The sequence below is a fragment of the Geomobilimonas luticola genome (assembly GCF_018476905.1).
Classification (GTDB): domain Bacteria; phylum Desulfobacterota; class Desulfuromonadia; order Geobacterales; family Geobacteraceae; genus Geomobilimonas; species Geomobilimonas luticola.
The window spans coordinates 251,723-274,863 of record NZ_JAHCVK010000002.1 but is presented as its reverse complement, the minus strand read 5'-3'; the positions used below and the strand labels follow the sequence as shown (position 1 = coordinate 274,863).

Genomic DNA, 23,141 nt, shown 5'->3' with positions numbered 1-23,141 from the left:
ACAAAAAAAACCACCCGGCCGGCTTCGTAACCGGCGTGGGTGGCATGAGATCGAAAAAGTACGAAGGGAGGCTCATGCAAGCATGCCCCGCGCTACCGCATCGGCATCCAGCGGAATTTCCGACTGGGTTCCCGCATCCATATTCTTCAGGACTGCAATTCCCCGTGCCAGTTCATCCTCTCCGACGATCAGCGTGAAACGGCTCCTGAACTTGTCGGACCGTCGCATCTGGCTCTTCAGGCTTTTACCCTCGTAATCCATTTCAACCGCAATGCCGCGCCTCTGCATGGCACACATGAGTCCGAATGCCAGTTTCTGTGCCGGCTCGCCAAGAGCTGCCACAAACAGGTCGGGTCGCTTGCTGAATTCCCGGTCCGCCAGGAGCAAAGCTACCCGCTCCACCCCCATGGCAAAACCGATGCCCGGCAAGGAGGGGCCACCAAGATCGGCAATCAGCCCATCATAGCGACCGCCGGCAGCCACCGCACTCTGGGCACCCAGAAGCGTGGTAACCAGCTCAAAGGTCGTCCGGGTGTAATAATCGAGCCCGCGCACCATGCGGGGATTGATGGTATATGAGGTGCCTACCCCCTCTAGGTGAGTGCGGAGAGCATCGAAATGCGCTTCGCACTCCCCGCAGAGATGGTCGAGGACCGATGGCGCACCCACGGTAGCTTCCTTGCAACCGGCCGATTTACAGTCGAGAGCCCGCAGGGGGTTGGTTTCCAGTCTCCGTTTGCAGTCGTCGCAGAGTTTATCTATCCGGGCTCTGAGAAAATCCGTGAGTGCACGTCGGTATACCGGCCTGCACGCCGGACAGCCGAGGGAATTAATCTGCAGCGAGGGTTCCGTCAACCCGAGTTCAGCGAAAAAGTGGCAGAGCATGGTCAGCACCTGGGCATCGACCTTGGGATCGTTCACCCCCGTCACCTCGGCGCCGATCTGGTGAAACTGGCGATAGCGCCCTTTTTGGGGACGTTCGTAGCGGAACATGGGCCCCATGTAATAGAGCTTGGCTATCGGATCTACCGCGTGGAGCTTATGTTCGATAAAGGCACGCATCACCGAGGCCGTCCCCTCAGGCCGCATGGTGACCCGATTTTCTCCCTTGTCGACGAAGGAGTACATCTCTTTTTCCACGATGTCGGTGGCGTCCCCGATGGAACGGCTGAACAGTTCCGTTTTTTCCAGAACAGGGACCCTGATCTCGGCAAAACCGTACAACTCGAAAACACGGCGGGCGGTTGCTTCGATATGCTGCCACTTTTCAACCTCGCCGGGGAGGATGTCGTTGAAACCCTTGATACCGTTGATTGCCACGTCCCTAACGCTCCTTCACTGCACGTTACTGTTCCGCATTGCGCGGTGATAGGTAGAATACCATATTCTTTCCGCTGGATTTCCCCCGATACATGGCTCGGTCCGCCAGTTCCAGAAGATCGGTCTTGGTTTTCGCATCGTCCGGAAAACAGGCGTAACCGAGACTGGCGGTGAGCTTGATGGTATATCCTTCATCGGCAAGGAAATTGTGGGACTCTATGGAGCGGCGGATACGTTCTGCAACGGTTGCCGCTCCCCCCACGCCCGTTTCCACCAATATGACGGTATATTCGTCACCACCATAACGCATGACGGAATCCACTTCACGTACCGATTTCTTGAGCAGGGTCCCCACCTCTTTGAGCACCTTGCTCCCGACCAGATGGCCATGGCAGTCATTGACATTCTTGAACAAATCGAGGTCGAGGAACAAAACCGACAGCGACGACCCGTAACGTTCGGCACGTTTCAGTTCTCTCTCCAGGGCGATTTCGAGGTAACGGTAGTTGAAAAGGCCGGTCAACTCGTCAATGTAGAGCAGATTTTTCGCACTGGTAAAACGGGCCGCGTTTTCGAACGCCAGCGATGCCTGGTCTATCAGAAAGTTGAGATTTTTGTGATTGATCGCACTCGGGAAATCGTGTCCCGCTTCGTTGAAGAATATGATGACGCCCTGTAATGCTTTCTTGAACCGGAGTGACAGAATCATCGCATCGTTCACTCCGCCAATCATGGTGTTGTCGGGCATCGTCCCTGCCGGCACAAAGTTGTGGAGATGGATGAAGTTGTCTGCCTTGTCGTCATGTACATCGAAATTCGCCAGAGCGGTATCACCCAGCAGCAAACCGGTCGCTTCGTCGAATCCTCGCACCTCTTTCAGTTCCAGCTGGTCGGAGCCTTCGATAAAATAGGCGACTCCGCGTGCGAGACCTATTTCCTTCGCCAGTGCATCGACAACAAGCGAGTGAAGGCGGTCCATGTCAAGACAGTTGGCAATGGTCTGGCTGACCTGGAACAGGTTCACGAGTTCTTTCAGCTCGTGGTTTTCATCCAGGAGACGCCGTTGTTCGATACAGAGAGCAACCGTATGTTTTAATTCCTCGTGATTGATCGGCTTGACGAGATAATCACGCGCACCGTTTTTCAGGGCGAACACAGCCGTCTCCAGATTGCCGTGACCGGTGACCATGATCACTTCGATGGCAGGATCTTTCTGTTTGACCCGTGACAGGATATCGAGCCCTGAAACGTCCTTCATGACGAGGTCGGTCACAACCACGTGAAAAGACCGCAGTCCGAGTATCTCCAGCGCCTCCTCACCGGACGACGCAACTTCCACGTCGTAACCTTCTTCACGAAGCAGGTCGGAAAATACTTCCCGGAAAAAACTGTCATCTTCTATGACAAGAATCCTTTCCATGCAGCAGCTCTCCTGAAATCATGTAAATGGCGTGGTCATATGTATAAACCAACTGCAATCCGACTGGTTAACGTACCAGATTAGCCGGAAGCATGTCAATCAAAATGCCCTGCCGTTGCCGCAATTCCAACCACTCTCCCGTGCGGTTCACACGACATTTCAATGGTGCCGTCCAGGTCGGTTCTGAAAACCGTTATACCGTTTCGTACAAGATTTGCGACTGTCTCAGGGGCGGGGAGATGGAAACTGTTGCCATAGCCGGCCGATATGACGGCATAGCGGGGAGCGGCAGCCGCAAGAAAGGGACGTGAGGAGGAAAAGCGGCTTCCATGGTGGGCTACCTTGAGCACGGTACACTGCACGGTGGCATCTCGCCTGAGCAGTTCCGCCTCGGTAACGGCGCCGATATCGCCGGTGAACAGGACGGATGTTGAACCTGCCACCAGGCGAAGCACCAGAGAACCATTGTTGACATTGCTGGGATCATCCCCACCCTCTGCTGACTGCTGCAGCGGGGCGAGAGGTTCTATGCGTACTCCGTCTATAACGAACGGTTGAGAAGCTGCGTTCACCGTTCTTGTTGTGACATGCCGAGCAGCAAGTATTTCTTTAAGAACTGAGTATTCCGGATACCCGCCCCCTTCACTCCCCTCCCAGAACTCCCGGACCCTGAAGTTTTTCGCAACAAAAACCAACCCCTGGCAATGGTCGGGATGGGGATGGGTCAGCACCAGGTAATCGATGGCGGATATCCCCATTTTCCAGAGGGCCGGAGCAACGAGCCGCTCACCCACATCGGAGCCTCCGCCACGCGCATTCCCTCCACCATCCACCAGCATGGTTTTGCCGCCGGGGAACCTGATCAGAGTGGCATCCCCCTGCCCGACACTGAGAAAACTTATCCGCAATTTTCCCGCCCCAGTGTCGGGAAGGCAAAAAAGGTGAACGACCAGTGCGCCTGCCAAAAGCGCCGCCCCTCCGTACCTCAGCCTGCGCAGTGAGACGAAGGTGAACACCCCCAGGGCGGAATAGAACAGGAAAAGATCGATCCGGTCGGGGTGGATAAAGGTTCCGACGGGGATCCTGGCCAGGTTAATGATGACCCAGTCCGAGAGCCTTACCAGGAATGCCGCTCCGATGAGGAGAAATTTTGCCAGAGAGGGGGCAAGATAGACGAACGGCAGCGCGGAAAACCCGATAACCACGGCACCGTATCCCATGAGCGGCACGATGATGAAATTGCTCACCAGCCCCGTCAGGGAAACCCGATGGAAATAGTAGGCGACAGGGATCAGGGTAACAAGCGTTGCAGCAACGGAGACCCCAAGGAAGAGAAGGCCTTTTTCAGCAACGCCACCGATCTTGCCGGCAAAGGGGTGTGTGAAGAGAGGGGCGAAAACCAGTATCCCCCAGATAGCCAGGAAGGAGAGCTGGAATGACAGGTCGAAGATGGCGGGCGGATGCAACCCGAGAATGACCAGGGCGGCCAGAAGGAGCGAATTGATCGGATCGGTCTCCCGCTGGAGCGCCAGGGCGATGACATAGACGGTAATGGTAAGAACCGAGCGGGCTGTGGCGGGAGCGGCGCCGGACAGGAAGAGGTAGAACACCAGGACCGGCAACGTGAAGAGCAGGAGGGTGCGGCGCAGATTCAGGTGAAGCATGAGAAATTCCGAACAGCGGGTTGCCATGAACAGCAGGTGAAACAGGAACAGGGCTATGATACCGACATGAAAGCCTGATATGGAGAGGATGTGGTTGACGCCGCTCCGTGCATACGCATCCTCCAGCCCTTCGGCCACCCCTCCCCTCTCCCCCAGAAGCAGGGCCTTGAGTATGCCGTTCTCGGGAGGAGACACCACCGTATCCATGAAGCGCCCCAGGTCACGTGCAACCGCATCGATCCTCCGTTGCAGGGGATAGGCAACGCCACGCCCCATGAGGATAATGTCGTCACCGGAGGCAACAAAACCGGTGGCAAAAATGTCACGGTACGCCAGGTACCGGGGGTAATCGAATTCTCCCGGGAGACCGTACTTCCGCGGTATTCTGGTGCGGACGCGACACCGGACAAGGTCGCCGGTCAGAATGTCGCCAACCCCTCCGTCGATGAACAGCAGAAGCTTTCCGGTCAGCGGCATATCGGAGTCCGCCTCGACGAGACGTTCTGATTGGACGAGCAACCGGCATCCCTTGTCGGTCATTTCTGGGCGCGAAACCACCACCCCTTCCATGACGATGGACTGGCTGGAATCGACATTGGCGACATGGGAAGGGGAAAGTTCGGGATGAAGGTATGGCTGGAGTGAAAGGTTTCCCAGCAGAAAAATGAGTATGAAGAGGGCTGCATGAAACGGTAAACTGCGGGCGCCAAACGCTGCGACCAGCGAAACGGCAAGCAACGGCAGCAAAAACCGGGCAGAGAGGCTTATATCCGCAAGCCCGGCGACCACCAGGCCTCCGATGAAGGCAAGCAGAGGAAGCAGAAGCGGCCTCTCCATTAACCGCCTCCTAGCTTCTCATCATAGAGCAGCAGGCCGTTTGTACAGCGTTGCTCCAGGCACGATTGGCACTCACCCACGACACACCCCCAACAGTTAAAACTCTTTAACGCAACCTTATATAACACAGCTCACGCGAGTTGCCTAGCGTCAAGGGCTCAAGATTGACAATCCCCGTTGAACCGCTACTATTGGAACAGAAATTCACGGGAGGAAGAGCAATGGCGAGACTTGCACTCTTGGTTATCCTGCTCATGCACACGACCGCCTGCACCCAGGTGATCAGTGAATCGGGACGCAAACTGGCCGACCCGGCCATTACCTACGGAAAACTCAAACAGAACCCGGACAGCTACATCGGCAAGGTTGTCATACTGGGAGGGAAGATTGCTGTCGTGAGGAATGCCAAAGTTGGAGGGACCCTTGAAGTGGTCCAGATGGAACTCGACCGTAGCTACTACCCGGAAGACGCCATGTTTTCAGGCGGCCGCTTCCTTGCGACCAGCGCCGAATTTCTCGACCGGGTAATCTATGAGCCGGGGAGGATGATAACCATACTGGGAGAGGTAAAAGGGAAACAGACCAGGATGCTGGACGAGGTGGAGTACACCTACCCGGTTGTCGCCATCCGGGAAACCCACGTCTGGCGGAGTTCCGGCATGGATACCCTGTACTCCAATCCCTCACCCTACTTCTATCAATCCCCCTATTACTACGGCCACGATACCGGTCCTGCCCCGTTCCGTCCCCCCGGGCCACCGTTGTTCAAATGATTCTCTTAGACGCAGAAAAGGCGGGGAACGCTCCCCGCCTTTTCATGTTTGGACGAATAATTCAAATCCCCTGTTGACATGACTATTTCATCATCATATCCATCAACCGGAACCCATCCTCCAGAACGAGACCGGTCTTGTGTGCCTCCTCCTCATCGTACCCACCGACAGCAGGATTTTCCCGTTCTTCTCCTCCGTAGAGGATAAACGGGACCGGATCGGAGGTGTGGGTCATGAGCCGGAGCGGTGTCGGGTGGTCGGGAGTGCAGAGGATGCGGTACGCGCCGAATTGACGAATCCCTTCCAGGACAGGTCCCACAACCAGGGCATCGAAGTCCTCGATCGCCTTCAGCTTGTGTTCCAGGTTGCCGCCGTGGCCCGCCTCGTCAGGCGCCTCCACGTGCAGGTAGACATAGTCGTGGCTCCGAAGGGCCGCAAGGGCTGCCTCGGCCTTGCCGCTGTAGTTGGTATCGATGTACCCCGTGGCACCGGGGACCTTTATAATGTCAAGGCCGGCATAGATGCCGATACCGCGAATCAGGTCCACCGCCGAAATGACCGCACCGCTCAGGCCGAAGCGCTCCCGGTACGTTTCCATGCGGGGCGAGCGGCCATGCCCCCAGAGCCAGATGGAGTTGGCCGGCATTTTGCCGTCTTCACCCCGCTTCTTGTTCACCGGATGGCGGCTCATGACCATCTGGGAGGAATTCATCAGGTTGATGAGCCTGTCCGCTCCGTCGCCCCTGGGGAAATAATCGAGGATGCTCCTTCCGGTGATGTCGTGGGGAGGGGTTGACGTAAGCTGATCCCTGCCGTTACGCCAGACCAGCAGGTGCCGGTAGCCGATCCCCGGAAAGAACTGGAATTCGTCGTCGCCCAGCTGCCGCTGAAGTTCGTCGATCAGTTCCCGCGCTTCTTCGGTGGAAATATGGCCGGCAGAGTAATCCTGCATGATAAGGGTGGTCCCTGTCGGCTTGAGGGTCACCAGATTGACCCGGAACGCCACGTCACCGCTCCCCAGTTCCACACCCATGCTGGCTGCCTCCAGGGGGGAACGGCCGGTATAGCAGCTCAGCGGGTCGTAGCCGAACACCGACAGGTTGGCCACGTCGCTGCCGGGGGGAAGACCGGGGGGGACCGTTCTGGCGAGGCCAAGCTTTCCCCGCTTGGCCATGTAATCCATATGGGGGGTTTTGGCAACCTGAAGCGGGGTCTTGTCACCCAATTGAGGCATCTTCTCGTCCGACATGCCATCGCCGAGCAGTACGATGTATTTCATGATTTCTGCTTTCCTTTCAGATGGAGTTCACTCTTTTTCGGTATCGCCGTCACCCGCGGGGGTGGAACTCCTCATGAAGGCGCTTCAGTCGCTCCCGGGTGACATGGGTGTATATCTGGGTAGTGGACAGGTCGGCATGGCCGAGCATCAACTGAACGCTCCGCAGATCCGCTCCGTTCTCCAGCAGATGGGTGGCGAAGGAGTGGCGAAGGGTATGGGGTGAAATATTCTTGAGTATCCCCGCTTCCATCGCCCGTTTCTTGATGATGTTCCAGAATGCCTGCCGACTCATGGGGCCGCCCAGACGGCTGAGAAAAAGGTACGGGCAGTCCCCCCCCCGGTCAAGACGGTTCCTGACCGTCCCGACGTACTCACGCAGGACATTGCGCGACGATTCCCCCAACGGCACGAGCCGCTCCTTCGAGCCTTTGCCCATGGTGAGAAGATAGCCGGCATCCAGATTTACGTCCCGCACCTTCAAGCCCACCAGTTCCGACACCCGCAAACCGGTCGCATAGAGGACTTCCAGCATGGCCCGGTCCCGGATAGACAACCAGCCGGCACCCGCCGGCGCGGCGAGGAGATTCTCGACCTCCCGCCCGCTCAGTACCGACGGCAGTTTGCCCATGACCTTCGGCGCCTCGATGATGGCCGTCGGATTGGTGTCGACATACTGCTCCACCAGCAGAAACCGGTGGAACATCCGTACCGCCGAGAGCGCTCTGGCCCGGCTGCGGGGGGCGAGGCCCGCCTCCTTTTCCCGGGCGATGAAGGCCGCCACGTCGAGGGGGCGGATCCGTTCTATCGCTGCACACCCGGACAATGAGAGGAATTCGAGATATTTCCCGATGTCCCGGCTGTACGCCTCGATGGTGTGCGCCGCCAGCCCTTTTTCCACCAGCAGGTAATTCAGGAACAAATCCAGATAGTGGTGCATGACATCACTCATCAATAGCTGCCAGAAGCCGCCCCTTGATCTCCTCCAGTTTTTCCGGGCTGGTCACCTTGTGGCCGAAAATATCCTTGACGTAGAATACGTCCGCCACCTGGTCCACCTTGGTGGAAATCTTGGAGACGCCGATGTAGAGCCCCATGTCGGTAAGGGAACTGGTGATCCGGTACAGTAGTCCGACCTTGTCGTGGGTATACACGTCGATGACGGTGTAGTCCTCCGAAACCTCGTTGTCGATTTCAACGCGGGACGGAAACCGTGGCTTCGGCCGGTCCGCAAGCATGGTCGGACGTTGACGCTTCTCCACCAGCGTCCCCACATTGATCTTACCCGTCAGAACCCGGATCATGTCCTCCTCGACCTTTTTCCAGCGCCCCTCTTCCACGATGACGAATCCCTGGGGGGAATTGACCTGGAGCACGTCGAGTGCCTTGCCGTTCCGGCTGGTATGTATCTGGGCTCCGAGTATATTCATGCCGTTTGCCGCCATCACCCCGGTTATCTTGGCGAACAGACCGGGTACGTCGAGGGTGCATATGGTAAAGGTGCTGTAGTTGCGCTCCATGTCATGGGCAACCCGCATCACCATGGTCTGATCTTCCAGAGAGAGAAGAATACGGACATGCTCGGCGATCACCGCCGGAGGATTGGCCAGCAGATGGCGGGTCGTGATGGCTTTCAGCTCATCCTTAACCACCAGCGACGGATAGTCGTTTTCCAGGAGCTCGACGACACTCCGCTTGACCTTCCTGACCCGCTCGCTGCTCGCTTCGAACCGGAAATCGCCCCGTTCCAGAACCTGGAAGGCCTTCTCGTAGAGTTCCTGCATGAGAAGCGCCTTCCATTCTGTCCAGACATCCGGCCCCACCCCCTTGATGTCGGCATACGTGAGCAGGTAGAGCATCTTCAGGTTCTCGCTCTTTCCCATCTGGCGAGCGAACTGGATGATCATCTTTTCATCGTGCAGGTCGCGGCGCTGGGCGATATGGGCAAAGAGGAGGTGAGTCCCCACCAGAAATTCCAGCCGCTCGCTGTCTTCCTTGCTCAACCCCATCCGCCGGGCGATGGTCGGCACCATTGCCGCACCCTTCTCCGCATGGCCTCCCCCTTCCCCCTTCCCCATGTCGTGGAGCAGCACCCCGAGAAACAGGAGTTCCCGCTTGTCCACCTCCTGGACCAACTGGGTCAGCAGGGGGAGATCGTCCCGGTGCTCCCCTTTCCAGAGGAGAAAGAGTTCTTCCACACAGAACAGGGAATGGGTATCCACCGTATAGATATGGTAGAGGTCGTGCTGAACCTTGCAGAAAATCCGTTCGAATTCGGGAATGAACCGGTTGAGAAATTCCAGATGGTGCATCATCCTGAGGGTTTCAGGAACCCCCTTGTCCGAGCGGAGAATATTGAAGAACGACGTATTCACATCGCGGTTGCGTCGGAACTTGTCATTCACCAGATCGAGGCTGCGCCTGATAAGCCCCTTGACTTTGATGTTGAGGGCAACGCCATGTTTCTGCGCGTACTCGAAAATCTTCATGAGGCGGACCGGGTCTTTCTCAATTACCGATTCATCGGGGATGACCAGTTCACCCTTGAGAACGTAGAACCCCTCTCCGACCGGCCGCCGGGTGAAGTAGCCAAGCAGCCTGCTGGCCCCCTCCTCTCGCCAGACACACTTGGATATGAGCATGGAAGAAAAATGCTCGACCCGCGCCGCATGGAGATAATAATCCCGCATGAACTCCTCGACAGCCAGCACCTTCCCGTTGTCACGGTAGTCAAGGAACTGGGCGAGCTGTGTCTGGGCAACGAAGGTCAACTGGTCATTCTTCCTGCCAGCCAGATAGTGCAATTCGTTGCGAAGACGCCAGAGGTAGTCGAGGGACCCATGGTAGAGCGCCAGATCCTCCTCCGTCACAACCCCCTTGATGATAAGTTCATGGGGCTCATCGATCTTGAATTTGATCTTGGCAATCCACATGGCGGAGTGAAGATCTCGCAGCCCGCCTTCGCTCTCTTTTATGTTCGGTTCAAGGGTGTACACCGTCGAACCGTACTTTTCACGCCGTTTCCGGACTTCGGCTAGCTTTTCCTTGATGAAGGCATCGCTCCCCTTTGAAAGAATCTGGGTCAGCATCACCTTCTGGAAATCCTTGAACAGGAGATGACTTCCCCTCAGGAAACGGGCATCCAACAGGGCAGTCTTCACCGTCAGGTCGGAACGCGCCATCTCCACGCAGTCGTTGATTGTCCGGACCGAATACCCCACGTCCAGCCGCATGTCCCAGAGGAAGTAGAGGAGTTTCTGGGCAATATCCTCCACACGCTGTGGATCGCTGCCGCTGTAGAGAAACATGAGGTCTATGTCGGAATAGGGGTTGAGTTCTCCTCGCCCGTATCCGCCGATCGCGACCAGCGTCAGTTGACCCCTTTCATGCCGGTTCCCGCCAAGGTCGCGGGTTATGGAGCTGAACAGTTTTCTGACAAGGGTGTCGGTCATGGCGGTGATATCTTTCACCACGTCTCTGCCGCTCGCCCCACCCCGGTGTTTCGCCTTGATCTCCTCGCGATAGTGGGTGAGGAAATGCTTGCTGGCCGCCAGATAGAGCGGGCGTTTCTCTTCAAAGGTAGCCCTGCCCGCATCCCCGGCAACCTGGCTGCTGTCGGGAAAGTAGCGATTTATATCGAATTCCATAAACCCTCATTGGTCTGCTCGACGAATCAGATCGAACAAACGGGCAGTATCATTTCAAACTGGCCATGTATGCCCTGATACCATCCAGAATCCCCGCGGCAGTCGCATCCTGATACTGCGTGTCCCGCAAGCGGACTTCCTCTTTTTCATTGCTGAGAAACGCCGTCTCCACCAGAATGCTCGGCATGGTTGCCCCCACGAGGACATAGAAAGGGCCCTGCTTGACGCCCAGATTCTTCACGCCTGCATATTCCCCTGAAACCTTGTGGTAGAGGGATTTTTGCACTTCCTCAGCCAGATGGGCCGAGTCATTGAGCTTGTAGTTCGCCATGAGATCGAACAATACCGCCTGCAGGAGGCTCACCTTCTCCAGACTGGTGCCGTTCTCCTTGGCAGCAAGCTGGGCTGCTTTCTCGGTCTTGGCGAGATTCAGGTAGTAGGTCTCGATCCCCGAGACATTTCGATTGAGCGCGGCATTTGCGTGGATGGAAACGAACAGATCGGCACCCACCTTGTTTGCAATCGCGGTCCTTTCCTGCAGTTCCAGAAAGACGTCGGTGGAGCGTGTCATGACGACATCGAGCCCGAGCTCCCGCAAAAGCTTCGCAAGCTTGAGGCCAACCTGAAGAACGATGTCCTTCTCCTTCGTCCCGTTTCCTCCCAGTGCCCCCGGGTCGTGACCGCCATGTCCCGGATCGACGACAATCCTCCTCACTTTGCCGATAACCGGTTTGGGAGGCCTTTTCTGCTCGGCGGGTTCGGGTTTGATGGCCGGGACGGAGGGTACAAGGGGAGTCAGTACCGTTTCCCGTGGTTTGGTCAATTCCTCGCGACGGTCTCCCTTCACATCGATAATGATGCGAAACGGATCGGAAAAGGTGAATATCTTGTAGTCTTTGATGCTCTCCATATCAAGAACCACACGCACCGTATCGGCACGGTACTGGCCTATCCGTGCCGTCTTCAGCAGACCGTCGCCGATGGGAATATCCTTCACGCCGGGCGCCACATGGGTCCCCTTGAGGTCGATATAGAGACGCGGCGGCACCGACGCCTCCCTTATGGCAGGCAATTGATGGTACTCGAACTGAACTTCCCGGTCCACGCTGACGGCAATCCTTGTATAATCGGGATTGGACCAGTAGCGCACGTCATTTACCACTCCCCTGCCAACGGCAGGCGTTTCAATCGACACGGGAATCGGGACAGGTTTGTGCTTGTCCGCCGCAACCTGTTTTTTCGCGGCGGGCTTTTGGGGCGGCTTCGCTTTGGTCGCCTTTGCGCTCTTTGCCGTGCCGGACTTGCCCTTCTTTTTCGTGCTCTGTTGTTTCTTGCCGGTCTCTCCGACCGTGGAATTCCGCGCGCCAAATGCTGGATGCGCGACCAGCATGCACATTAGGCAGAACATTATGAAAAACGCACCGTTACGACGCATGGTCACACCATCCTCTTCAATTCGTCCAGCACATTCAGCGCTTCCAGTGGTGTCATGACGGAGAGATTGAGCTCCTTCAACCGCTCGACCACCCTGTCCCCCTCCCCTCCGAACAGGGAAAGCTGGGGTGAATGCTTCGGAGCTGCATTTTTTCTGCTGCCCGCTATCCGCGGTATCCCTTCCGCGCTGAATTCACCCTTTTCCAGATTCTGCAGAATCTCCCGGGCGCGCTCGATGACCGTCAGGGGAAGGCCAGCCAGACGTGCCACCTGTATCCCATAGGAATGGGACGCCCCACCCGGAACAATTTTACGGAGAAAGATGATCTGATCGTTCCACTCCCTGACCGCAATATTGAAATTCTTGATCCGACCGCGGGTTACCGCCAGTTCGGTCAATTCGTGGTAATGCGTTGCGAACAGAGTCCTGGCTGCATGATCGGGACGGTCGTGGAGGTATTCCGCCACCGCCCAGGCGATGGATACGCCATCGAACGTGGAGGTGCCACGGCCTATTTCATCGAGAACGACCAGACTCCGGGATGTGGCTTCGCGAAGGATCTGGGCGGCCTCGGTCATCTCCACCATGAAGGTAGACTGGCCGCGTGCCAGATTGTCCGCTGCCCCCACGCGGGTGAATATCCTGTCCACTACCCCGATCCGCGCCTCGCCTGCCGGAACAAAGCTTCCCATCTGGCTCATCAGCACGATCAATGCAACCTGACGCATGAACGTGGACTTCCCCGCCATGTTTGGCCCCGTGATCATAAGGAGCTGGTTTTCACTGCCGTCGAGCAGCACGTCATTGGGAACAAATCGTTCACCAAGGGACATGGCCTCAATGACCGGATGGCGACCGTCCGTGATGGCGATGGCGTCCCCTTCGTCCACGACGGGACGGTTGTAGCCACGCTCATGGGCCAGTTCGGCCAGGCTCGCCAGGACATCCAGCGTCGCCAGTCGATCCGCGGTGCGGGCAATTCTTTCACTCTGGGCCGCAACCGTGACACGCATTTCCTGGAAAAGTGCGTATTCCAGCTCGGTGATCCGCTCCTCGGCACCCAGCACCTTTTCCTCGTACTCCTTGAGTTCGGGAGTAATGTAACGCTCCGCATTGGCCAAGGTCTGCTTGCGGATGTAGTCCGAAGGGATGCCGGCGAGGTTCGCCCGGGTTACCTCGATATAATAGCCAAAGACCTTGTTGTAACGGATTTTAAGGGAGGTAATGCCGGTACGTTCCCGCTCCTTCGCCTCCAGACGGGCGATATACCCTTTTCCTTCCCGACTGATGGAGCGGAGATCGTCCAGCTCGGCATGATAGCCATCGGCAATGATGCCACCGTCACGCAGGGAAAACGGCGGATTCTCCACGATTCCGCGGCCAATAAGGTCGACGAGGTCCGTGAGAGGGTCGATCCCATCGACCAGCGACCGGACAAGCGCACATGACATCGACGTAAGGACATCGAGAAGCGACGGAATCCGCTGCAGGGATTCCCGCAGCGCCACCAGGTCCTTGGCAGAGGCCGAAGCCAGGCTTATCCGTCCGTTCAACCTCTCCAGGTCATAGACGCCGGTCAGCTGCCCCACGATCTCGCCCCGCAAACCGGCAGGCAGCAATTCCTCCACTGCATCCTGGCGTTCCTTTATGTGCGAAAGGCTTATCAGGGGATAGTTAATCCATTGCTTAAGCTTACGTCCCCCCATGGCCGTTACCGTCCGGTCCATGAGGCCAAGGAGCGAGCCACGACGTTTCCCCTCGCTCATGGTCGCCGTCAGCTCCAGGTTGCGCCGTGCAGTCTCGTCCAGAACCAGGAATTCCCTGGTCTTGTAAGGAGTTATGGTACTGACATGGGCAGCCTTCCCCTTCTGTGTTTCCTCAAGGTAATGAAGTACTGCCGCGGCAGCGAGCACTCCCGCCGGAAACCCTTCACAGCCGAGGGCATCCGGCGATTCGACTCCGAACTGGTTGCGGAATACCCGACCGGCATAGTCAGCATCGTAAACCCAGTCGTCAACGAACGTAACTATCCGCTCGCCGGTAACACTGGACAGACTGGCAAGAGAGCCGTTCTCGCGAAAGACAGCAGGCACGAGAATTTCCCGAGGGCTAACGCACGCAGCCTCGGCACATGCCCCGGAGCTCCCCTCCAGTTCGGTCAGGCGAAATTCTCCGGTGGAAAGGTCGAGATAGGCCACGCCCCATGCCTCACCTGACGTTGCAAACGAAAGGATGTAGTTGTTTTCCTTGGGGGAGAGACAGTCGGCATCGACAACCAGACCGGGAGTGACAACGCGTACCACTTCACGCCGCACGATCCCCTTGACGCTTTTCGGGTCCTCAACCTGCTCGCAGATGGCCACCTTCTCCCCCGCTTCGATCAGCTTGGCGATATAGGGATTGGCCGAATGGTAGGGGACACCGCAGAGAGGGACGTCAGCACCGTCGGAATTCTTATTGCGGGACGTGAGTGTTATGTCGAGAATGCGGGAGGCCTTGACGGCATCGTCAAGGAACATCTCATAAAAATCACCGAGGCGAAAAAACAGGATGGAATCTGGATGGTCTGCCTTGATTTCGAGATATTGCCGCATCATCGGGGTGAGTTCAGACATAAAGACCCTTTACAGCACGATATACAGGCCGTTTATGCTAGCAAATTACACCCTTGAAGTAAAGACACATTGCCGGGGAAACCATGAAAAAGGCCGACCCCCTCTAGGGCCGGCCTTTTTCATAAACCTGCTCGCAATTTGATTTTCAGATGAGATGGTTACTGGTACTCGATGGGCCGGCGCCTTCTCTCCGGCCCCTTATACTCTCCACCTGTACCGCGGATCGGGTCGTGGCCTATCCGTACATAACCACTAGTCCGAAAAAAGCCCACTATCTTTCCTTGACGAATAAGATTATCGAGATAGGAGTCCTTGATCATACCCCTGGTATAGTCTTCGTAGATCGCACGAATAAGCATAGCCCCACCCCCCAGTAGACGGTTACACTTATTTTTCAAATTCTATCATATTTTCCAGGAATTTAAACCATCTAAAAAGCAAAATTTCTGGCAAAAAACCAATCCCCCCTCCAATCAAAGGAGAGGGGGCTTGGTGGGATATGGCAGAGGCGCAAATAGCCGAAAACAATTTATGCCTTTTCGTGGGAAATAAAATAGTTGTCGCAGGCCGCTTCCATATTCTCCCTGGTAAGCTGGGGTGCTCTGCCGTGATAATGCGAATCCACAATTATCTGCTCGATCAGATCCCGAGGGTGGCACGCATTCCGCTTCCTGCCATCCTTGGTGTAAAGGTCGTGCAACAGGTAGTCGTACACTTCCTGGTTGAACGCAATACCATTGGCCTCACATACCATTTTGAAAATCTGGAGAAACTCCTTGTCGCTCGGCTGGTCAATTTTTACCTTGTAGCGGATTCGCCGCAGGAATGCTTCATCGACAAGGTCTTTAGGATCCAGGTTGGTGGCAAATACCACCACCATGTCAAAGGGAATGGCGAATTTCATGCCGGTACTAAGCGTTACATAATCCACCATGCGGTCAAGGGGTACGATCCAGCGGTTCAGAATTCTTGAAGGTTCAACCTGCTGTCTGCCGAAGTCATCGATGATGAACAATCCGTTATTTGCCTTCATCTGGAGGGAAGCTTCGTAATATTTCGAGATGGGATTGAACTCCAGGTCCAGCATCTTCAGAGTCAGTTCGCCACCCGTAATCACAATGGGACGCTTGATGAGGACCCAGCGCTGATCAACCTCCTCCTGCGACCCTGATGGCTCCACCTGCTCATGGTTGACGGGATCGTAAACCCTTATAATCTGGCCGCCGACCGTTATGGCGTAGGGGACGTAAATCGTGTCGGGGAATACTCTCCCAATTGACTCGGCAATGGCGCTCTTCCCGTTTCCCGAGGGGCCGTAAATGAATATGGCCTGTCCCGAACTGATGGCGGGACCGAGACGTTTCAACGTATTGTCATGTATAACGAGGTGGGACAGGGCTTTCTTAAGCCTCTGCTCATCGATAATAGCGCTTTTCACCGTCTGGGATTCGACGGTGGCGCGGTAGTCGTCCAGGGAAACTGGCGCGGGGCCTGCATATCTGCATAATTCCAGGAGATCGGTCCCCCGTTTGACCCCCAATTCGGTTATTTTGAAAACGTACGCCATCTTGGTGTAACTGGAGGCACCTTTGACCTCAATAAACTTTTCCCTGCGCAACTCTTCCAGCACGCCTTCGACAATCGACACCGGCAGCTTTACCCGTTCGGCAATGTCCGCCATCTTGAACTCCCCCGTAAAGAGGAGATGCTTGAGGACAAGGTCCGTCACCAGTGACGGGTCCAATCGAGCCTCTTCCACGGTTTTTGGGGCACGTGGAGTCCTCACGAACGCGCGTTTGATCTCTTCTTCCTTCACGAAACCGAGCGCCAGGAGGTTCTGCCCAAGACGGCCACCCATGCGATGCTGTCTTTCCAGCGCCCTGTCAAGCTGGTCTTTGGTGATAATCCCTTCCTCGATCATTCTGAGTCCCAGTTGATACATGTTTGACTCCATTCATATGGTCTGCAACCTGTTGTTCCACCACAACCCCACACGGTTAATTATTACTATACCATCTGCTGCTTGTAAACAGTGCGGACTGTATTTACTCGGGCAGCGTCACTCATTAAAGATACACGTACATCCAGCAAATATATGAAATTCATTAATAGGCCATCGGATGATAAAAAATTTCTTGGCAATCTTGATAATATTTCACTTGCCGCTACACTTACATTAAAACAAAGCCAATCAGTCAACTGTGTTGACCCATAGTTAGTGCACACACTTTAATATGCAGCATCATGAGGGCTATATATGACTTTGATGAAGCGCTTTCTCAGCCATGTCAGTAACTACTTACGTTCGACCCAAGGCCAGACCCTGGTCGAATACGCCCTCATCCTGATGTTAATCGCCATGGTGGTGATCTTTATGCTCATGGGCCTCGGGCAGACCGTCAATAGCACCTATTCAAAGATAAACACCGGCGTGGTCAACGCAGCAGGACAGTAATTTATTGTAAATTCGACAACACTACTAATTGTTGCTATAAATTCATAAATTATTTTTTAGAGCGCTTGACATTAGAAATACATTACACTACAAATACACAATAAATACCCCCCATAACATATCGTTTTAATTAGGCGGTCGATTACCAAATAATTTCAGAAAGGAGGCCGACGCAAAATCGAACTGCCACCAAACCATCCCACCCCCACTTAACTTAATTGAAAGGAGAGAACACATGTTGAATTACATTACTGCACTGTATGTTAAAATGACCGAAGCGTTGAAGAACGAAAAGGGGCAGACACTTGTTGAATATGCGTTGATCCTCGTCCTCATCGCAATCGTGGTCATCGCCATGGTAATGGGTATCGGAAAATCCAGCAACACTGTCTACTCAAAAGTTAATAATGCATTGCAATAACTCAATTGATATGCCCTGATGAACTATTAGCAATCGTACGTCATTCAAGACCTCAAGACAACAACGAGCACTTGTATGACTGCAAATGTCATAACTAACCGGTGAGTATTCCCATGAGGGCAATTTATTTATGAAAAGCATCCGGGGTTCTTCCACATGTCCCATACAGCCATGGGAGACAGCCCGGATGCTTTTTTACTTCGGCATCATTACACGTCAAAACCCTCAGCCAGGTGCAAAAAAATGAATTCTAAAGGCCAAACAATCGTTGAAACAGCTATAATCCTACCGATTTTGCTCATCCTAGTCCTCGGTATTTTCGAGTTTGGCAGGGCTATGTACATAAAGAACACCCTGAACAACGCTGCCCGCGCTGGTGCACGCGCAGCCGTTGTCCTACCGACATACGATGCAACGAGTCGTCCAACCGGGTTGAGTCCCAAAGCTGGCGAACCGCTAAACACGGCGTGTAGCTTCAACAATGAAAACAAGTCTGTATACGAAATTGTCTGTGGTAGCCTGACGAGCGGCATCCCCAGAGGCGAAACCACGGTATCCATTTCCGCATTCACATCCTATAGCACTGCCACAACCGCTCCCACAACTGGCGACCGTATTACTGTTTCCGTCACCTGGGCTAATTTCCAGACGGTAGTTTCAAAAATCATCCCGCTGGGGAATGGCCTTTCGGGAGAAGCATCCATGCGTTATGAATGACATCCTATTCCCACACTTCGAGGAGGGATCATGTTGCGATACAAGTCGGTATTAGTTGTATCGGTTCTGGCTCTAGTCTTTGCTGGAGCCGCAGCCTGGCTGACGTACAACTACCTGAACAAAGAAAAGAAAAAAATCACTGCGGCACAGCCGGAAAATATCGTCGTTGCCGCGACGGAAATACCGATTGGAAGCCAAATCACGGCAAACCAGGTAAAGATTGCCGCCTGGGCAAAGGAGAGCATTCCGCCGGGGAGCATGCAGGAGGTGAATGCAGCTGTCGGCAGGGTGGCGATCCGACACATTACGCCGGGTGACAGCATCACAGAACAAAAACTCAAGCCGAAAGCGGGCGCGGGTGGCACCGGATTCATGACCTACGTGGTGCCCCAGGGGCATCGGGCCGTGACCGTTGCCGTCAATGAAGTTGCAGGCGTAGGTGGGTTCATAACCCCCAATGACCGGGTCGATGTTGTTCTGACCACCCCTATTCCGGGATCACCGGCGGAAAATATCAGTAAAATAGTCCTGCAAAACGTCCCGGTGCTGGCGACCGGCCAGATAACGGAGCAGAAAGAAGGAAAGCCTGCCATTGTACCAACCGTTACCCTTGACCTTCTGCCTGAAGATGCCGAAAAGCTGGTTCTGGGCTCAAGTAAGGGGACCCTTCAGCTTCTTCTGAGAAACATCGCCGATATCGCTCCCGTGGAATCGAGGGGTGCTACCATTTCCAAGGTACTCACCGGCAGCGAACGTCCAACAACAAGCAAAGTATCGGCGACACCAAAACCTCGCAAGGCGGTAAAGCAGGTATCAAAGGCGCCTTCCGCCCCGTCCCCCTCCTATAGTGTGGAGATCATAAAGGGAAAAGAGCGGACGTCAAAGCAGTTTACCGAATAACCGCCATGACAGAACAAAACTCACGACAACGAGGTGGTGTAATGAAACTATTCAGATCTAACCCGTGCCTGTTGCCCATATACCTTTTACTTCTGCTGGCGCCGGCGGCAACCTCCTGGGGAGGAATTCCGACGGAAGTAACCGTCAACAAGAGCATTCTCCTGAACCTGAAAAACCCTGCCGCACGTGTTTCCATTGCCAATCCTGCACTTGCGGAGCTTATTCTCATTACCCCCCAGCAGTTGCAGATAAACGGTACGGCACCTGGAACCACAAATCTCATCGTCTGGGAAAAGGGGAATGACAAACCGTCGTTCTTCGATCTGAAAATTATGGGCGATCTAGGAGCCATGGAAACACAGTTGAAGGAACTTGTACCGAACGATGCCATAACCATGCAGTACGCAAACGACACCATCGTCCTCGCAGGTAACACCGCCAACGAGCAGACACGCAAAAAAGCAGAAGAAATTGCCAAGGCTTATTCGGTCAAGGTCATCAACCATATCCGCATCGACGAACCGCAGCAGGTACTGCTCCAGGTAAAAGTTGCCCAGGTTGACAAGACTTCACTCAAGAAGCTGGGCATCAGCTATATGGCCAAAGGGAATACAGCTGAAGGATTTACCAATCTCATTGGTGCCCCCGTCGGTGGTGCCATTAAAAGCACTACTTCTTCTGGCAATGGATTTCAAACCCAAGAAACGGGAAGTGGTGTCGGCATATCCGGAAATGTTGTCGGACTTGGCAGTTACAACCCACTCGAGGCCTATCAACTCGGAATATCGTACTTTCCGGCCGGTGTCGGCGCAGTGCTCAATGCACTGACCACCAAAGGTCTTGCCAAAGTCCTGGCTGAACCGAATCTACTCGTGAAGAGCGGACAAGATGGAAAGTTCCATGCAGGGAGTGAAATACCCTACTCCGTTGTAAAAAGTGTAGGTGGTGTCGCAAGTACTGAAATTGTATTTAAACAAGTCGGTATTACTTTAAATTTCAAACCGGAAGTCATGGAGAATGGGATCATTTCCCTTAGGATTGACCCAGCGGAAGTAAGCAGCATATCAGGGACTCTGGCGGTCAACGGTTATCCCATTATTGACACCAGAAATGTAAACACTTTAGTTGAGCTAAAAAATGGCGAAAGCCTTGTTCTTGCAGGTCTCCTTCAGGAAGAGGCGATAAAAACAATGTCCAAGATTCCACTTCTGGGGGACATCCCCATTCTGGGCGCCCTCTTCCGCTCAACCCAGGATGATATCAAAGAGAAAGAACTGGTTTTCTTCATCACACCGAAAATCGTAAAACCCATGGCTCCCGGAGAAAAAGCCGAACTACCAACTGACAGGAAGCTTACTCCCGAAGAAGAGAGGGAACTGAAATGGATGCCTCTGGGAGAATGAACAGACTGAAAGACAAGAAGGGCATTGCCCTTGTCTACATCGCACTGATGCTAGTTGCCATCATGGCATTCTTAGGTCTTGCAATAGACATCGGCTATATGTACGTGGCAAAGGGGCAATTGCAAAACGCGGCGGATGCAGCCGCCTTGGCAGCAGCAACTCAATTGCCCGACACGATAAAGGTTAACGCTGAGGCAATAAAATTCGCCTCCAGCAACAAAGCAGCTGGTGACAATGTCAGTATCACCGAAAGCGACATAACCATCGGGAACTGGAACGATACCTTAAACCCCAAATTCAGTACGTCAAGGCTCCCCAGGAATGCCGTTAGAGTTGTGGCTCGCAGGAACGTTGCAGGTGCTACTTCTGCTAACCAGGGGATGGTTCATCTTTTCTTCGGACGAATTTTTTCCCTGTTACCAGCCGGCGGTCCTGGTTGGCCTGAGATGGGAGCAAAGGCCGAGGCTATCGCGACTCACCCCCCCCGACCAGGAGCAGGGATACTCTTGTGTGATCAATGGTGTTCTCCAACTGCTACACCGCCAGGGACCATTCTAACATTATACTGGGATAGACAATATGCCACAGGCACGGGAGGCAATCAATTAGGCTTGCCTTCTAAATACATCGTGGCTTTTTCCGAATACAGAGATGAGCCATCTACAGACTTTTCACCTAATAGCCCCATAAGGCAGTACATCAATGGCACACTTGATACACCATTGGCCTCTTCATTATGCGGCCAGCACGTATACTCAAATAATGCTGCACCTGGTAATCTTTTTAACAATAATGGAGACCTGATAAACAGATTTTCTGTTGAAGTTACTCCCGCCAAACCATATTGGGAAATTATAGTCCCATTAGTCCGATCCGATTCAGGCGAATGCTTCGCACCAGATGTCCAAGGGATGGGTTCAAATCTGCCAGGTGAACGTTACGTCGTTACGAGGTTCTTGAAGATAAGAATCAGAGATATTAGTGGTCATCCTTTCCCCAATATGACCATAGAGATTGTCGGTTGTATCGAATGCTCTGAAATAGACACTGTTACCGGTGTATTCCACTCTCAGTTAGTAAAGTAACGATATTAATTTGTATCAGGAGAAAGAACTGAAGATGCCGCCACATGTCAACTTGCTCATAATAGACAGCGACAAGGCTTCAAGGGAGACAATAGAGGCCACCCTCAAGCCTTACGCTGACACCATCAAAATCATCGGGTCGGTTGCCACCTTCAGCGAAGCCGCGCTCTCCATTCAGAGGGTCGAACCCAATGTCATTATTCTGGAGTTAGCCGATATCCAGCAGGGCGCGGATTACATACGGCTCCTTCTCTCCCGGCACCCCCGCACCTCCATAATTGTGAGTTCCGTGGAAAAAAGTTCCGAATGGATTCTCACCGCAATGCGAGCCGGCGCGGTTGAATACTTGCTACGCCCCATCATTCAGCAGGAACTGCTCCAGGCTCTGCAGAAAGTAGGACGCTTCGGTTTCGCCAAACCTGTAGAAGAAAAACAGCGCGGCAAGATCATCAGCGTTTACTATCCCATTGGAGGGGTTGGTACAACCACTCTCGCAGTTAACCTGGCCGCGTCCCTTGCTACAGAGGGGGCCAAGGTCGCCCTCGTGGACCTGAACCTGTTTTCGGGAGACATCTCCACCTTCCTTGACGTCAACCCGACCTATACGTTAAGCAGCGTCACCACCAACATCGCCCGACTGGACGCCAATTTCCTCATGACCGTCATGACGCGGCACTCATCAGGGCCGTTTGTCCTGACCGAACCGGTCGAAGTGGACGAAGCGATATCCATTACCCCGGAGCAGATTCTGCGCATTCTGGAATTTCTCAGGGGGATTTTCACCTATGTCATTGTCGATTGCGGGGGAGCCCTTGCCGACTGCAACCTGGCAATCTTCGAAAGTTCCAACACCATCCTGTTCACTACGGCACTCAGCCTGCCGGCACTCAAGAACACGAAGCGCTATCTGGTCGCCATGGAGAGAAGAGGATTCCACAAGGACCGCCTGAAACTGATCGTCAACCGCTATCTGCCCAAGGCAGACATTCAGATCAAAGACGCGGAAAAGGTGCTCGGCTACAGCGTGTTTCAAACCATCCCTAATTGCTATGACGATGTCATCAACTCCATAAACAAGGGGATGCCGGTTGTTAAACTGCTCCCGCGCTCTCCGGTCAGCAAGTCCATCGAGGCGCTAGCTGATATGGTTAAATAATTCAATCAGGTTCCGTA

General features: G+C 54.4%; 18 protein-coding genes. 8 read left to right on the top strand and 10 right to left on the bottom strand.

The features are described 5' to 3' along the window. Positions 1-72: 72 nt before the first annotated feature. From hisS to KI810_RS07880, 3 genes are all read right to left on the bottom strand, one after another. Entirely contained in the window at positions 73-1,320 is a 1,248-nt protein-coding gene (hisS, locus tag KI810_RS07890) for a histidine--tRNA ligase (RefSeq protein ID WP_214174964.1), read from the bottom strand. A gap of 25 nt (positions 1,321-1,345) precedes the next feature. Continuing rightward, entirely contained in the window at positions 1,346-2,740 is a 1,395-nt protein-coding gene (locus KI810_RS07885; RefSeq protein WP_214174963.1) for a GGDEF domain-containing response regulator, read from the bottom strand. Positions 2,741-2,835: 95 nt separating this feature from the next. Continuing rightward, positions 2,836-5,241 carry a DNA internalization-related competence protein ComEC/Rec2 gene (locus KI810_RS07880; RefSeq protein ID WP_214174962.1) on the bottom strand — a complete coding sequence of 802 codons (2,406 nt, stop codon included), beginning with the start codon at positions 5,239-5,241 and terminating at the stop codon, positions 2,836-2,838. 221 nt (positions 5,242-5,462) lie between these two features. Here KI810_RS07880 and KI810_RS07875 point away from each other — a divergent pair, with 221 nt between their 5' ends. Continuing rightward, complete coding sequence (locus KI810_RS07875) at positions 5,463-6,014, top strand: Slp family lipoprotein (protein WP_214174961.1); 552 nt, start codon at positions 5,463-5,465, stop codon at positions 6,012-6,014. An 82-nt stretch (positions 6,015-6,096) separates the two neighbouring features. On the opposite strand, the gene KI810_RS07870 is transcribed toward KI810_RS07875, so the two are convergent. The 7 genes from KI810_RS07870 to KI810_RS07845 form a co-directional block, all read right to left on the bottom strand. Next, complete coding sequence (locus tag KI810_RS07870; protein ID WP_214174960.1) at positions 6,097-7,293, bottom strand: cofactor-independent phosphoglycerate mutase; 1,197 nt, start codon at positions 7,291-7,293, stop codon at positions 6,097-6,099. A 49-nt stretch (positions 7,294-7,342) separates the two neighbouring features. Further along, positions 7,343-8,230 carry a site-specific tyrosine recombinase XerD gene (xerD, locus tag KI810_RS07865; protein ID WP_214174959.1) on the bottom strand — a complete coding sequence of 296 codons (888 nt, stop codon included), beginning with the start codon at positions 8,228-8,230 and terminating at the stop codon, positions 7,343-7,345. Positions 8,231-8,234: 4 nt separating this feature from the next. Next, positions 8,235-10,937 carry a [protein-PII] uridylyltransferase gene (gene glnD / locus KI810_RS07860; RefSeq protein WP_214174958.1) on the bottom strand — a complete coding sequence of 901 codons (2,703 nt, stop codon included), beginning with the start codon at positions 10,935-10,937 and terminating at the stop codon, positions 8,235-8,237. A gap of 49 nt (positions 10,938-10,986) precedes the next feature. Continuing rightward, positions 10,987-12,372, bottom strand: coding sequence for an N-acetylmuramoyl-L-alanine amidase (locus tag KI810_RS07855; RefSeq protein WP_246525374.1), 1,386 nt, complete (start codon positions 12,370-12,372; stop codon positions 10,987-10,989). 2 nt (positions 12,373-12,374) lie between these two features. After that, on the bottom strand, positions 12,375-14,987 hold the full coding sequence (mutS, locus tag KI810_RS07850) for a DNA mismatch repair protein MutS (RefSeq protein WP_214174957.1): 2,613 nt from the start codon (positions 14,985-14,987) through the stop codon (positions 12,375-12,377). Positions 14,988-15,145: 158 nt separating this feature from the next. Further along, on the bottom strand, positions 15,146-15,346 hold the full coding sequence (locus tag KI810_RS17570) for a GSU3473 family protein (RefSeq protein WP_343213483.1): 201 nt from the start codon (positions 15,344-15,346) through the stop codon (positions 15,146-15,148). A gap of 170 nt (positions 15,347-15,516) precedes the next feature. Next, on the bottom strand, positions 15,517-16,929 hold the full coding sequence (locus tag KI810_RS07845; protein ID WP_214174956.1) for a cyclic di-GMP-binding domain-containing protein, MshE-related: 1,413 nt from the start codon (positions 16,927-16,929) through the stop codon (positions 15,517-15,519). A gap of 315 nt (positions 16,930-17,244) precedes the next feature. Here KI810_RS07845 and KI810_RS07840 point away from each other — a divergent pair, with 315 nt between their 5' ends. From KI810_RS07840 to KI810_RS07810, 7 genes are all read left to right on the top strand, one after another. After that, positions 17,245-17,442, top strand: a complete 198-nt coding sequence (locus tag KI810_RS07840) for a Flp family type IVb pilin (protein ID WP_214174955.1) — start codon at positions 17,245-17,247, stop codon at positions 17,440-17,442. A gap of 235 nt (positions 17,443-17,677) precedes the next feature. Further along, positions 17,678-17,863, top strand: coding sequence for a Flp family type IVb pilin (locus tag KI810_RS07835; RefSeq protein ID WP_214174954.1), 186 nt, complete (start codon positions 17,678-17,680; stop codon positions 17,861-17,863). 243 nt (positions 17,864-18,106) lie between these two features. Next, positions 18,107-18,580, top strand: coding sequence for a TadE/TadG family type IV pilus assembly protein (locus KI810_RS07830; RefSeq protein WP_214174953.1), 474 nt, complete (start codon positions 18,107-18,109; stop codon positions 18,578-18,580). A 30-nt stretch (positions 18,581-18,610) separates the two neighbouring features. Continuing rightward, positions 18,611-19,480: a Flp pilus assembly protein CpaB gene (cpaB, locus tag KI810_RS07825; RefSeq protein WP_214174952.1), complete on the top strand. Its 870-nt coding sequence runs from the start codon at positions 18,611-18,613 to the stop codon at positions 19,478-19,480. A 41-nt stretch (positions 19,481-19,521) separates the two neighbouring features. Further along, entirely contained in the window at positions 19,522-20,883 is a 1,362-nt protein-coding gene (locus tag KI810_RS07820; protein WP_214174951.1) for a type II and III secretion system protein family protein, read from the top strand. Further along, positions 20,880-21,968: a pilus assembly protein TadG-related protein gene (locus KI810_RS07815; protein ID WP_214174950.1), complete on the top strand. Its 1,089-nt coding sequence runs from the start codon at positions 20,880-20,882 to the stop codon at positions 21,966-21,968. Before KI810_RS07820 ends, KI810_RS07815 begins: the two co-directional genes overlap by 4 nt. Before the next feature lie 34 nt (positions 21,969-22,002). Beyond that, on the top strand, positions 22,003-23,124 hold the full coding sequence (locus KI810_RS07810) for a CpaE/TadZ family protein (RefSeq protein WP_214174949.1): 1,122 nt from the start codon (positions 22,003-22,005) through the stop codon (positions 23,122-23,124). Positions 23,125-23,141: the final 17 nt, after the last annotated feature.

Excerpts from the sequence above, each read along its gene's own strand:
- KI810_RS07885 (WP_214174963.1), bottom strand. The coding sequence starts at position 2,740 with ATGGAAAGGATTCTTGTCATAGAAGATGACAGTTTTTTCCGGGAAGTA.
- KI810_RS07880 (WP_214174962.1), bottom strand. The coding sequence starts at position 5,241 with ATGGAGAGGCCGCTTCTGCTTCCTCTGCTTGCCTTCATCGGAGGCCTG.
- KI810_RS07875 (WP_214174961.1), top strand. The coding sequence starts at position 5,463 with ATGGCGAGACTTGCACTCTTGGTTATCCTGCTCATGCACACGACCGCC.
- KI810_RS07870 (WP_214174960.1), bottom strand. The coding sequence starts at position 7,293 with ATGAAATACATCGTACTGCTCGGCGATGGCATGTCGGACGAGAAGATG.
- xerD (WP_214174959.1), bottom strand. The coding sequence starts at position 8,230 with ATGCACCACTATCTGGATTTGTTCCTGAATTACCTGCTGGTGGAAAAA.
- glnD (WP_214174958.1), bottom strand. The coding sequence starts at position 10,937 with ATGGAATTCGATATAAATCGCTACTTTCCCGACAGCAGCCAGGTTGCC.
- KI810_RS07855 (WP_246525374.1), bottom strand. The coding sequence starts at position 12,372 with ATGCGTCGTAACGGTGCGTTTTTCATAATGTTCTGCCTAATGTGCATG.
- mutS (WP_214174957.1), bottom strand. The coding sequence starts at position 14,987 with ATGTCTGAACTCACCCCGATGATGCGGCAATATCTCGAAATCAAGGCA.
- KI810_RS17570 (WP_343213483.1), bottom strand. The coding sequence starts at position 15,346 with ATGCTTATTCGTGCGATCTACGAAGACTATACCAGGGGTATGATCAAG.
- KI810_RS07845 (WP_214174956.1), bottom strand. The coding sequence starts at position 16,929 with ATGTATCAACTGGGACTCAGAATGATCGAGGAAGGGATTATCACCAAA.
- KI810_RS07840 (WP_214174955.1), top strand. The coding sequence starts at position 17,245 with ATGACTTTGATGAAGCGCTTTCTCAGCCATGTCAGTAACTACTTACGT.
- KI810_RS07835 (WP_214174954.1), top strand. The coding sequence starts at position 17,678 with ATGTTGAATTACATTACTGCACTGTATGTTAAAATGACCGAAGCGTTG.
- KI810_RS07830 (WP_214174953.1), top strand. The coding sequence starts at position 18,107 with ATGAATTCTAAAGGCCAAACAATCGTTGAAACAGCTATAATCCTACCG.
- cpaB (WP_214174952.1), top strand. The coding sequence starts at position 18,611 with ATGTTGCGATACAAGTCGGTATTAGTTGTATCGGTTCTGGCTCTAGTC.
- KI810_RS07820 (WP_214174951.1), top strand. The coding sequence starts at position 19,522 with ATGAAACTATTCAGATCTAACCCGTGCCTGTTGCCCATATACCTTTTA.
- KI810_RS07815 (WP_214174950.1), top strand. The coding sequence starts at position 20,880 with ATGAACAGACTGAAAGACAAGAAGGGCATTGCCCTTGTCTACATCGCA.
- KI810_RS07810 (WP_214174949.1), top strand. The coding sequence starts at position 22,003 with ATGCCGCCACATGTCAACTTGCTCATAATAGACAGCGACAAGGCTTCA.